Raw genomic sequence first — 12145 nt, 5'->3', positions numbered from 1 at the left:
TCATGCAAACAGATAATGCTGTACCCGTGCTGCGGTATGCGTGCACATTGGCGCGCATACCTGACAATCACGATTGTCAATAATTAGTAATTCCTACGGCAGCGACCATCAAAAGGACCAGACATGAGCGAGTTTGCAGGCAAGACCATCGTCATCAGCGGCGGAGCCGAAGGCATAGGTTTCAGCATTGCCATGGCCATGGGTAAACAGGGCATGAAGGTGGTGTTGGGCGATATTGACGGCAACCAGCTGAAGCTCGCCGAAGAACGGCTGCAACAGGCCGGGATCGACGTACTCACCGCGCAGATGGACGTCACCAAGCTTGAGCAGTGGCAAGCGCTGGCCGACAAGGCGATCGAACGCTTCGGCAAGATTCACATGCTGGTTAACAATGCAGGCGTAGGTGGCGGCACCGGGACCATCGAGCAGACCGACAACACCCAGTGGCGTTGGGTAATGGACGTCAACCTGATGGGCGTAATCAATGGTACCCAGGTCATGGTGCCGCTGATCAAACAGCACGGCGAAGGCGGCTGGCTGCTGAATGTAGCCTCCATGGCCGGTATGGGCGGCGTGCCCTATGGCGGCGCCTACACTGCCAGCAAGGTGGCGGTGGTAGCCATGTCAGAAAGCTGGTACGCCGAGCTGCAACCGCACAAGATTCAGGTGTCGGTACTCTGCCCCGCCTTCGTGAAGACCCGCATCAACCTGTCGTCGCGCAACCGGCAGAGCGATTATCAGAGCGCAGACGAAGCCCAAGAGCCCAACCCGCAGCAGGACGCCATCGCCGCGCACATGCAGAAGATCATCGACAACGGCCTGCCGGTAGAGATCGTCGGCGAGCGGGTGGTTGAGGCACTGAAGATGAAAGAGCTCTACATTTTCACCCATCCCAACTACCGCCCCAGTTGCCAGGCCCGTGCCAAAGCCATTGATGATGCCTTTGTTCGCGCCGCTGCCAGCCCGCTGCTGGCCGATGTATTGGATCAGGAAATCGTCAGATTCAATTGATCTTTTAACAGTCAGCCGCGCAGCGACCAGGCTGCGCGGCTGACTGCCTGCTCACCTCACAAAAGATTATTTTCAGCGCCCACTTATCCGCCGCTTGCCGTCATGCCACACTGGCACGCCTGACTCCCAGGCCTAACCGCACGCGAGACAACACGCATCATGGAATGGCTTTCAAGCCCGGATATCTGGGTGGCTTTTCTTACCCTCACTGCTCTGGAAATCGTCCTCGGCATCGACAACATCATCTTCATCTCGATTCTCGTCAGCCGCCTGCCCAAGGCGCAGCAACCCAGAGCACGCTTCATCGGCCTGGCGCTGGCCATGGGTACGCGCATTCTGTTGCTGCTCAGCATCGCCTGGGTCATGCGCCTGACCGCAGACCTGTTTCAGCTGCTGGGCGAAGGCGTCTCCGGCCGCGACCTGATCCTGTTTTTCGGTGGCCTGTTCCTGCTGTTCAAGAGCACCACAGAAATCTGGCACAGCATGGAGGGGCCCGAGCACAGCGCCACAGAGGCCGCGCCCAAGAGCGCTGGTTTTGTCAGTATCGTGCTGCAGATTGCGCTCATCGATATCGTCTTTTCACTGGATTCGGTCATAACCGCAGTGGGCCTGGTCGACGAGGTAGCCGTCATGGTGGCGGCTATCGTCATTGCTGTGCTGGTGATGATGCTGGCGGCCGGCAGCATCAGCAACTTCATTGAAAAGCACCCCTCGCTCAAGGTGCTGGCACTGTCGTTCCTGATGGTGGTGGGCACCCTGCTGATCGCCGAGGCCTTTGATGTGCATGTGCCCAAGGGCTACATCTACTTCGCCATGGCGTTTTCGCTGGCGGTGGAAGCGGTCAATATTCGCGTACGCGCGGCAACGCAGCGTAAGCAGTCACAACAATAGTCAGCTGCGCAGCCGGGCTCGCCCGGCTGCGCAGCTGACTGGCTGCTCAGAAGCGGTAGCTCAGACTGAGTTTGGCGTTGCGCCCTTGCGAATAGGCGTTGTCGCCCGACAGCGCAGGACGATAGAAGCGGTCCAGCACATTGTCGACGGTCAGATTGACGCTCACGTTCTTCAGCGCGCCGCGCTGCGGAGCCCAGTCGGCAAACAGGCGGTGTACGTCATAACTGTCGTTGCCATAGTGATTCCAGTACAGCTCGCCGGTCTCGCTGTAGAGATCACTCGGCAGGCGATCGGTCTTGCGCACAAACTCGCCCTGCCAGCCCGCATGCACGTCAATCTCCGGGATTTTCACCCCTAGCAGCGCCACCCACTTGACCGGTTGAATGTCCCGCGCCCATACGTCCGCCGCCCAGGGGTTGCTGTACGCGCCCTTGTGCTTACCTTCCATCCAGGAGTAGGACAAGCTGGCGAAAATGCGGCTACTGTCGTAGAAACTCTCTACCTCAAAGCCTCGAATGGTCGCGCCTTCCAGGTTGCGGTAGTTCGACAGCGGCAGCAAATCGGCGCAGTTGTCGGCAATCGAGCCGCCGTTTTCGGCCTGCGCGGCGCAGGCAACCGAGCGAAATTTGAATATCTCGTCTTCGATCTTGTTCTGGTAGGCGGTGGCGCGAATCTGCAGATTGTCGCCACTGGCAATCAGCTCCGGCAGGCTAACCACCGCACCAGCCCGCAGGCCACGGATCTTCTCTGCATCCAGGTCACGGCTGGTGCCACCAAAGGTCGAGCTGCTCTGCACTTCGTACTGTTCATCCAGCACCGGTGCTCGCCAGGTTTTTGCGTAATCGAAGAACAACCCCAGCTGGTCGGTGGCACGCCAGAAGATCGCCAGCCTTGGCGACCAGCCAGAATAGGTTTGCGAGCGGTAATCGTGATTCATGTCTGGGTTGTTGTAGCGCTCAGCCAGGTTGCGCTCGCCCTGATTACGCACATGATCAAAGCGCAGCGACGGCGTAATGGTTACCTCACCGATGGTGATGGCGTCTTGCAGATAGGCGCTGCGGGTATCCTGTTGGCCTTGCGGCATGAACTGCGGCTGGTACCAGCCGTAGTTGTAGTCCGGGTTGCTGTCGTAGGTAGGCAGATACATGAGCACATCGCGGGTGTGCTCGCGCCACTGGGTGCCCACCGTCAACTCGTGCTCCAGCGGGCCGGTATCGAACAGGCTGATATTGCGCGCTTCCAGCACCTTGTCGCGGTAGGCAGTGTTGATGTACTTGCCGCCGGTTGAGGAGCTGTAGCTGGCATCGTCATCGCGTGTATCGGTCTGCTCGGTCTTGGACAGCGAGTAAGTCACCTCGAGATCCACCAGCGGGTTGTCGATCGGCTGATACCGGTATTTGCCGGACCAGGTGGTGTCCACCAGCTCACGGTTGGACATCAGCCGGTTCATCGCCGCCTCAAGGCTGCCGTAGCGGTCAATCGACCATTTGCTTGGCACCAGGAAAGTGACCGCGCTGAACGGTGAGCGCAGCTCACTTTTGGTACGGCTGTAGGTCAGACCCAGGCTATGTTCCAGGGTCGGATTGAAATTACCCTTGATCAGCACCGAGTCCTGGTTCTGCGCGGTAAAGGGGTAGCGTTTGGGGTAGAGATAGCCTTCGTCCTGGTCGATGTGCCCGGCCAGCTTGATGTCGTCGCTGTCGCGGTGGCTGAGATAAAACAGGCCATCGAACAGGCCGTCGTCGGTGCGCCCGAAAACCGCGCCGCTGTAGGTCTGCTGCTGGTCGTTGCTCTGATAACCGTACTTGACCAGTGCGCCGCTGTTACGCCCCTCTTCGAGCATGTCGGTAGCATCGCGGGTTTCCATGTGCACGGTACCGCCAAAACCGCCGTTACCACTGAACACCGAGTGCGGTCCCTTCTCGACTTCAATACTCTTGATCAGCTCCGGCTCGATGAAGATGGTGCCCTGCTGGTAGCGCTCAAAACCGCTTTTCTGCGCGCCGTCCAGGGTGAAGGGCACATCTTCGGCATCGCCCAGCCCCCAGATATTCAGCGTCTGCCCGCCGGGCTTGACCGAGCCGCCCATGTTGACGCCCGGCAAGGTCTGCAGCAGCGCCGGCACATTGTTGGCCTGTTGCCGTTCGATGTCGGTCCGCGTCAGGGTGGAGCGCCCCACATTACTGGAATTAACCTGCACTCCATCAGCCACGACCGTCAGCGCCTGCAGCGTAATACCGGTACTGGTTTCCTTCAGCGGGCGGACAACGTAACCCTCGCCTGCCGGTACTAGCTCGAAGCCTGAGCCCTGCAATAGCTGCTGCAAAGCGACAACCGGCTCATAGGCACCCTTTAGCGCTGGGGCCCGCACCTGGCGGGTCTGGGTTTCGTCAAACAGCAGTTGTATGCCGCCTTGGCGTGCCAGTGCGGTGAGCGACGAAGCCAACGGCTGCGTAGGCAGGTCAAAGGTGATCGGAGCGGCGTGCAGAGTGCCACTGATCAACAGGCCAGCCAATGCCAGCGGGGATAATCCAAAGCGGGTATTGCGGATGCTCATCGCACTCTCCTGATGTGATGCTCAATTGCTTTCATCCAGAGAACGCAACAGCGAAGAAAACCCACACCTGCAAATGAAAAATATTTGCATTTAGACCAAGGAGCGACATCCAAACGCGCATTGAGCTGTCCGCAAGCAGCTGTGCTAACGCGTTTCCACCGTCACACTGCCATCGGCAGCGCTGCTGACCTGCACCGGTAACAACAACGGCAAAGAGGCCAGAAAATCCTGCGGCCGGTAGATATCCAGGCTGCCTGACAGCGGATAATCAGCCAGCGCTTCGGCGTTCAGCCGCACTGGCTTGCCAAGATAGCGCGACAACTCATCCAGCAAATGCGCCAACGGGCGCTGTTGAAACACCAGTTGCCCGCTGCGCCAGCTAGCTACCGCATCGACCGCCACCGGCCTCATCTGCTGCTGATCCAGGCGGTAGTCGGCGTGCACCGCCTCGCCCACCGACAGCAACACTGCAGGCAGGCGCGGGGCGCCGGCGTCGACCGCCACCTTGCCGTGCTCTACCGCAACATCCAGCGTGTCCTCGCCCTGCCGCACGTTGAACCGGGTACCCAGCACCTGCACTTCGGCCCTATCGGCCTGCACAACAAAAGGCCGCTTCTCATCGCGCACAACCGAAAAAAACGCCTCGCCCTGCAGGCTGACCTCTCGACGGTTATCGAAATAACGCACCTGCGCACTGGAACCCATGTTGAGGGTGATCTGGCTGCCGTCAGCCAACAGCAGCTTGCGCAGTTTCCCCATTTCCGCCTGCGCTGTGAGCTGATATTCAGGCCGCTCAACCAGCGGAGAGATGGCCAACAAGCCTGCGATCAACACCACGCTGGCGGCAATCGCACTCAAGCGCCGCGACCAGCGACGAGGCAGGCGCACCACGTTGCTCGCGGAGGTGTCCTCGGCGCAGGTCTGCGTTGGCGGCGTCATGCTGTCCATGTCGTGCCAGAGCAGTTCGAGGTCGGCGTAGGCCTGCGCGTGGGAGCGGCTGGCCTGCAACCATATCTGGAATTGGCGTTCATCCGCCGCGCTGAAACGCTCTCCACGGCGACGGGCAAACCAGTCTGCGGCTTGCTCATCTACTGGCTGCACGGTCAGTTCATCCGCTGTCGACATGCCTATTCCCCCTGCACCGGGAGACGGGCCTGGGCATGCCGCCGACAGTGCAACATGGCCAACGCGATGTGTTTTTCAACCATGCTCAAGGATATCCCCATCTGCCGGGCTACGGCTGCCTGCGACAAGCCATCGAACTTGTGCAGCACAAAGGCTTGTTTGCGCTTAGGCGGCAGATCTTCCAATGCTTCGGCCAGCCGGTGCAAGCGTTGCTGTTGCTCTACCATCGCCAACGGCCCCTCGGTTTGCAAGGCGTCATCCTGCTCGGCCTGATGTTCATCCAGCTCGACCAGACCGGTGCCGCCGCGTATCTGTTGGCGACGCCAGTGATCGACCATAAGGTTGCGGGCAATGCGAAACAGCAACGGGCGGGCTTGCTGCCAGGGCTGGGTTGCCGCGCTGTCCAGCCAGCGCACAAACACATCCTGAGCCAGGTCATCGGCATCGGCGGGATTGCTCATGCGCTTACCCATGAAGCGCCGCAACTCCATCCGCAGGCCGGCAAGGTCCTGCCCTGCCTGGGATCTACTGGCTTCTGTCACAAAAAATCTGCCAAGGGCAGGCGGGAAAGGCTGACCAAAACTACCTCCGACATCGCACAACCAATAAGCAGCTGCGCACGGAAACAAGAATACATATCAAACGATAACTATTATCATTATTTGCTCGCCGTGGCCGTCGTTGTCAAGCAACTAGCAACACGCCGCCCTTGCGAACAAAGCGCGGGAATCTCCGCGTAAAAAAAGACACTAATCGATTACGGGATCAGCACTGCTCATTCGTTGTGTAGGTATCAACAGCAAACAGGCGTAGAACAGCTGTCTGCTGACCACACCCGTACTCAAGGATTCGCCATGACTCAGGCCGTTACCACGCCACTACCGCTGAGCAGTTACCTCAAGGAGCAAACCGCCTCCACGCATGAAAGCCTGGATCGACGGATCATGGCTCTGGCGCCGTTTTCCAGCCGCGAGCGCTTCGCTTGCTTTCTGCGGATGCAGTTGCGATTGCACCACGCCACCGCCCCGCTATACCAAAATCCGGCGTTGCAAACGCTGCTACCGGGCTTGGCCGATCGCAGCCGCCTGCAGGCGATCATCCTTGACTGCGCTGACTTCAATATCACCGCCGAGCAGCAAGAAGCCGACCGTCGCGTCGGATCTGCGGCCCAGGATGCGGGCACCCTTGGCGCTATTGGTTGGCTATACACCCACGAAGGCTCCACCCTGGGAGCGGCCTTCCTGCTCAAACACGCCCGCGAGCAACTGGGGCTATCCGAAACCTTCGGCGCACGCCACCTGGTCGGCCACAGCGATGGCCGGGGGCTGCATTGGCGCCAATTCAAGCAAGCGCTGGACGCTCTGACACTCAGCCCGGCTGAGCACGACCACGCCGTTGTCGGTGCGCGGGACGCCTTTGCCTTTGTACGTGCCTCGGTAGAAGAACTGATGGCTGGCAAGCAACCGGCTGCCGCCAGCTGATGCAACTGCTGATCCGGCTGGCCTGGCGGCTGTTGGCGCTGTGTTTTGTCGGGCTCGGTTTGCTTGGCGTGGTCCTGCCCGGCATGCCCACCACAGTGTTCATGCTGCTGGCGGTCTGGGCAGCCAGCAAAGGCTGGCCGCCGTTGGCAGATTGGCTGATCAACCACCCGCGCTTTGGTCCACCTATCCAGCATTGGCAGCAACACCGGGCCATACCGCGGCGCGCCAAGTGGTTAGCCGGTATCAGCATGTTCATCAGCATGCCGATCATTTGCTTAACCGCGAACAGCCCGTGGATACAATGGCTGGTGCCCGGCGGCATGTGTCTGGTGTTGCTGTGGCTGTGTACTCGGCCCGAACCACCTTGTGGCCGAAACAAGACATACTGAAGTCGCACTGACGCTCAAGCGCCATGAGCAGGCTTACTCAACGCACTCATGCTGTTCTCGCTGTACACCTCCAACTACTTACCCTACCCCGACCAACAGCTCTAGAACGGGCACTGCAGAACCCTACACAGCGCAAATGAAAATCACTCGCTGCAACAGGAACGTCACACCCCGCCACTATCCTCACTCGCGCCGGGCGGGCTGGTTTTCCCCCACAGTGTTCCTTCTCGCCCGGTAGTTCCCTTTTCTGACTACCCACAACGAAGCGAGAACCGAATGAATTCTTATCCCCAAGCGACCACGCTGCCGATGCGCCTGGCGCTGGCAGCCGCCATTGCGCTGGCCCTGGCCGGCTGCAACGACGGCAGCTCCGATAAAGACGACTCCGCTGGCAATCCTGTTATCGAAAAACCGGCCAAACCGGCTGGCCTTGGCAACGCGCAAACGGTTGCTGTGCCTGAAGTGGCCTACCCGGCGCCGGTCATCGTTAACGCAGAAAACAACGCCGATGGCACCCTGCGCTGGGTGCTGAACGATAACCCCATCGCCTACCTGCTGCGCGATATCAATCAGATCTGGAAAGGCACCGCAGACAGCTACCAGCAAGGCGCCTCGGGTAATGGCCCGGACGATTATCTGGACGACCCCATCGTCAACGCCGAGGCTTGGCAGGCCAATATTGGCTACGTGATCGACGTTACCAACGAGCGTAGCGACGAACAGGCCATTCAGGCCTTTCTGGATGATGTGCGCTCCAAGAACTACAGCGTGATCGACGGCTATGGCCCGCTCACCGAAGCCTATGTGGCCAGTTCTGGCGCCTACGTTGATGTGCCGGTGCCGACGGTAAATCAGGTACTGCAAGACGTGAACTTCGGCTCCGGCAACAACGATGGCATCGCCTGGGCCGGCAGCAAGACCTCCGAGCTGGGCGCCGTGGTTACACTGGTGGACGCCTTCCGCCAGCGCTCACCCGCCTCCACCAATGCCGCCAAGTATATTTTCTCGACCCCGCGCCCCTGGCGCATGACCGATACCGGCGCCATCGACTTCCTCGGCACCGCCAATCACAACTGCTACGACGTCGATGGCAACCTGACGGTCCAGCTGACCGACCAGTACACCACCAGCGTGAAGCTGGTACCCGGTCTGACCTGCGCGCAGCGCCCGCATAGCACCGGTGATCACGACAAGGGCCTGTACACCGAGAACGGCGAAAACCGCCGCAAGGACGGCGGCTACCCGAGCGGTCACACCAACGCCGGCTATCTTGCCGCCATGGCCTACGCCTATGCGCTGCCACAGCGCTACTCGGAAATGCTCACCCGCGGCTCGCAGCTCGGTGAAAACCGCATCGTCGCGGGCATGCACTCGCCGGTCGATGTGATCGGTGGCCGCATCCACGCGATGATGGTCGCCAGTTATGCCCTGGCCCAGCCTGCCCTGCTTGATGAGGCCACGGCGGCCTACAACCAGGCGCAGGATTTCTTCGGCCGCCTGGCCGAGCAGCAAGGTACCGACCTGTACAGCTTCGCCCACCAGCCGGTGACGAATGAAGCGGGTTTGATTGATGGCAGCATGATCAATACCCAGGTGTATAACACCAGCCAGTACGATGATCACGCGCTGAACAAGGAGCAGTACCGCTTCCGCATGACCTACGGTTTGCCGCAGGACGAGTCCAAGGCGGGGCAGGACCCGATCGTGCCGGAGGCTGCCGAGGCGCTGCTGGCCAGCCGTCAGCCCTACCTGAGTGCCGAGCAGCGCCGCGCTGTGCTCTACACCACTTCCATCGATTCGGGTTACCCGCTGCTCGATGGTACCAATGGTTGGGGCCGCCTTGATCTGGTCACCGCAGCTGATGGTTATGGCGCCTTCCTCGGTGATGTGACCGTCGAGATGGATGCCAGCCAGGGCGGCTTTAATGCGCAGGACTGGTGGAGAAACGACATCAGCGGTGAAGGCCTGCTGACCAAAACCGGTACTGGCCACCTGACCCTGACCGGCGACAACACTTACAGCGGCGGCACCCTGGTACAGGGCGGCGTGCTGGAAGCGGCGTCAGCGGCGGCCTTAGGTACCGGTGACCTGTATATAGAAGAGGGTAGCGTATTGGTTGATGTGGACGGCGCGCTGGCATTGCAGGGCAACCTGACCCTGGAAGGCGGCACCCTCAAGCTCGCCGTGGAAGAAGCCTCACCGCAGGTCAGCGTGGCTGACACCTTGTATATCGACGGCGGCGAACTGCAGCTCGGCTTCGAGGGCTACACCCCGGCCAGCGGCAGCGAGATCGTGCTGCTGACCGCCGGAAGCCTCAGTGGTACCTTCGACAGCGTCGATTCTGACGTAGCGGTAGAGGTCACCTACAGTAACAACCGAGTGACTGCGGTTATTCAATAAGCGCAACCCACAAGCGCTGACGGCGTATCTACGCCGTCAGCGCCAAGCTCTCTGCCACCTCGAAAAGACCGGGCGCTACTTGCCTCAGATCAGTTAAACCATTCTGCCTGCCAAGTCACATCCGGACACTTACCGGCACCGCCAGCGCCGTGACCCATTGCTATACTCCTAAGCCTTGACCCTTCTACCTCGCGGCTTAGCACCAGCTGAAGTAGCATCGGGACGTCGTTGATCAAGCCAGGAGTGCCACGTGAAAAAAACCGTCATCCTTACCGCCTGCGCCAGCCTGCTGCAGCCCTTTGCCAGCTTGCCAGCCAATGCAGCCGTCAACTACGGGCCGCAGCTGCAGGGCTTTGAATACCCCTACCCCGTCGAACGATTTGCCTTTACCTCCCAGCAGCAAGAGCTGGAAATGGCCTACATGGACGTCAAACCGACGGGTGAAGCCAATGACCGTACGGTGGTGCTACTGCACGGCAAAAACTTCTGCGGTGCCACCTGGGAGCAGAGCATCAAGGTGCTGAGCGAGGCGGGTTATCGGGTTATCGCCCCGGACCAGATTGGCTTTTGCAGCTCCAGCAAACCACGTGGTTATCAGTTCAGCTTCGCGCAGCTGGCCGAGAACACCCGTGAGTTGCTGGAGCACTTGGGCGCGCATAAGGTCACTGTCATCGGCCATTCCATGGGCGGCATGCTGGCGGCGCGCTATGCCTTGCAGTTCCCGGAACATACAGAGCAACTGGTGCTGGCCAACCCGATTGGCCTGGAGGATTGGCAGCAGAAAGGCGTGCCCTACGCGACCATCGACCGGCTCTATCGCGCCCAACTGAAGACCACCTACGAAGGCATCAAGAACTACCAGTTGAAGTTCTACTACAACGGTGAATGGAAGCCCGAGTACGACCGCTGGGTCGAGATGGCCTACGGCATGTACGCAGGCCCCGGCAAGGAGATCGTCGCCTGGAATCAGGCGCAGACTGCCGAGATGCTGTTTACCCAGCCGGTGGTGCATGAGTTCCCGAACATTCAGGCGCCCACGCTGCTGCTGATTGGCGGCAAGGACCGCACCGCCCCCGGTGCCAACCGCGCGCCCGAAGCCCTCGCCGAGCAACTGGGCCACTACCCGCAACTGGGCCGCACCACCGCCGAGGCGATTCCCAATGCGAGCCTGGTCGAGTTCCCCGAACTGGGGCATTCACCGCAGGTGGAGGCGCCAGAGCAGTTTCATGCAGCCTTGCTGAAAGGGCTGGCACAACTGAACCAGTAACCCGCTCACTTTTACACAACGAGGCGCCAGTCGCCTCGTGCCAGGCACGCCGGTTCACATCCCTGGACTGGGCCCTGTAGATTGCCGTATACGTCAACCGGCGAGTATGCTTTCAGACCGGCCAGACAGCACTCAAGCGTTTGGATTGCACGGTGCGGCCAACAGAGCGGCCAACAGGGATCAACAGGAAAAAGGAATCGGCACCGCCGTCGAGTGCCTGCAGGAGCAACGGATCTATGCATTTCCGTAATCACTTGTACGTCTGGGACGACCGTTTTATCTACGTTACCCCGGGCATGGTCTCCGAGGTCACCCAGCGGCACACCGTGACCCTGCTGATAGCACTGGACCCCGCCGGCTTCGTGCTGGGTGATACCGATGGCCAGCAGCAGCGTTATCAAGCTGCGCTGATTGCCCGTCATCGCGCCCGCTCGCTGGATGCCAGCCAGACTCGCCTGCTGTCGATCAACTTTGACCCGCAAAGCTATGAACACCACGCGCTCAGCCATTTTCTGGGCGAACATCAGGTACGCGCGGTGATTCTGCAGCCGGGCGCGATTGACGCCAGCACCATGCAGCGACTTGGCGCTGGCCAACTCGACAGCGCCGCCCTGTTCCGGCTCACCACCACCCTGCCGCGCGCGATCAGCGGCTACCAGCCGGTCACCATCAACCTCGATATGCGCGCCCTGCATGTGGCCCAGAAGGTGAAAAAGGAGCTGCCGCTGACCAGCACAGTGGCCGAGCTGGCCAGCGACGTGGGGCTGTCCGCCGACCGGCTGTCGCACCTGTTTTCCGCCAAGTTGGGCATACCCATCAAAAGCTACATTCTGTGGTCGCGCATGCGCCGCGCCGTGCAGTTGATTGCCCAGGGCGAGCCGCTGAGCGCGGTGGCCTACGACGCCGGCTTCTCAGACTCAGCGCACCTGACGCGCACCATCCGCCAGTTCTTCGGTCTCACGCCCTCGTTCATCATCAAGAACATGCAAGTGCACATGCTCTAAAAAAGTGCATCGGTAGCCGC

10 protein-coding genes are annotated in these 12145 nt (G+C 60.4%); 7 read left to right on the top strand and 3 right to left on the bottom strand.

Annotation, left to right across the window (positions count from 1 at the left end; genetic code table 11):
- Positions 1-123: 123 nt before the first annotated feature.
- A complete protein-coding gene (locus tag BLU26_RS17495; protein WP_092288123.1) occupies positions 124-1011 on the top strand; it encodes an SDR family NAD(P)-dependent oxidoreductase in 888 nt (295 codons plus the stop codon).
- A 159-nt stretch (positions 1012-1170) separates the two neighbouring features.
- The gene (locus tag BLU26_RS17490; RefSeq protein ID WP_092288122.1) at positions 1171-1902 is read left to right on the top strand and encodes a TerC family protein; all 732 of its coding nucleotides are present in this window, start codon (positions 1171-1173) and stop codon (positions 1900-1902) included.
- Positions 1903-1948: 46 nt separating this feature from the next.
- Here BLU26_RS17490 and BLU26_RS17485 read toward each other — a convergent pair whose 3' ends face one another.
- From BLU26_RS17485 to BLU26_RS17475, 3 genes are all read right to left on the bottom strand, one after another.
- Positions 1949-4459, bottom strand: a complete 2511-nt coding sequence (locus tag BLU26_RS17485; RefSeq protein ID WP_092288121.1) for a TonB-dependent receptor — start codon at positions 4457-4459, stop codon at positions 1949-1951.
- A gap of 144 nt (positions 4460-4603) precedes the next feature.
- Positions 4604-5584 carry a FecR family protein gene (locus BLU26_RS17480; RefSeq protein WP_092288120.1) on the bottom strand — a complete coding sequence of 327 codons (981 nt, stop codon included), beginning with the start codon at positions 5582-5584 and terminating at the stop codon, positions 4604-4606.
- A gap of 2 nt (positions 5585-5586) precedes the next feature.
- Positions 5587-6075: an RNA polymerase sigma factor gene (locus BLU26_RS17475; RefSeq protein WP_092288119.1), complete on the bottom strand. Its 489-nt coding sequence runs from the start codon at positions 6073-6075 to the stop codon at positions 5587-5589.
- 363 nt (positions 6076-6438) lie between these two features.
- Here BLU26_RS17475 and BLU26_RS17470 point away from each other — a divergent pair, with 363 nt between their 5' ends.
- The 5 genes from BLU26_RS17470 (at position 6439) to BLU26_RS17450 (ending at position 12125) form a co-directional block, all read left to right on the top strand.
- Complete coding sequence (locus BLU26_RS17470) at positions 6439-7065, top strand: biliverdin-producing heme oxygenase (protein WP_092288118.1); 627 nt, start codon at positions 6439-6441, stop codon at positions 7063-7065.
- Entirely contained in the window at positions 7065-7454 is a 390-nt protein-coding gene (locus BLU26_RS17465) for a YbaN family protein (RefSeq protein WP_231701971.1), read from the top strand. Before BLU26_RS17470 ends, BLU26_RS17465 begins: the two co-directional genes overlap by 1 nt.
- A 276-nt stretch (positions 7455-7730) precedes the next feature.
- A complete protein-coding gene (locus tag BLU26_RS17460; RefSeq protein ID WP_092288117.1) occupies positions 7731-9854 on the top strand; it encodes a phosphatase PAP2 family protein in 2124 nt (707 codons plus the stop codon).
- Positions 9855-10140: 286 nt separating this feature from the next.
- Positions 10141-11121, top strand: a complete 981-nt coding sequence (locus BLU26_RS17455; RefSeq protein WP_231702085.1) for an alpha/beta fold hydrolase — start codon at positions 10141-10143, stop codon at positions 11119-11121.
- Between the two features lie 236 nt (positions 11122-11357).
- The gene (locus tag BLU26_RS17450; protein ID WP_092288115.1) at positions 11358-12125 is read left to right on the top strand and encodes a helix-turn-helix transcriptional regulator; all 768 of its coding nucleotides are present in this window, start codon (positions 11358-11360) and stop codon (positions 12123-12125) included.
- The last annotated feature ends 20 nt before the right edge of the window (positions 12126-12145 follow it).

The sequence above is a fragment of the Halopseudomonas sabulinigri genome (assembly GCF_900105255.1).
Taxonomy (GTDB): Bacteria; Pseudomonadota; Gammaproteobacteria; order Pseudomonadales; family Pseudomonadaceae; genus Halopseudomonas; species Halopseudomonas sabulinigri.
This window is presented reverse-complemented; position numbering and strand designations above follow the sequence as displayed.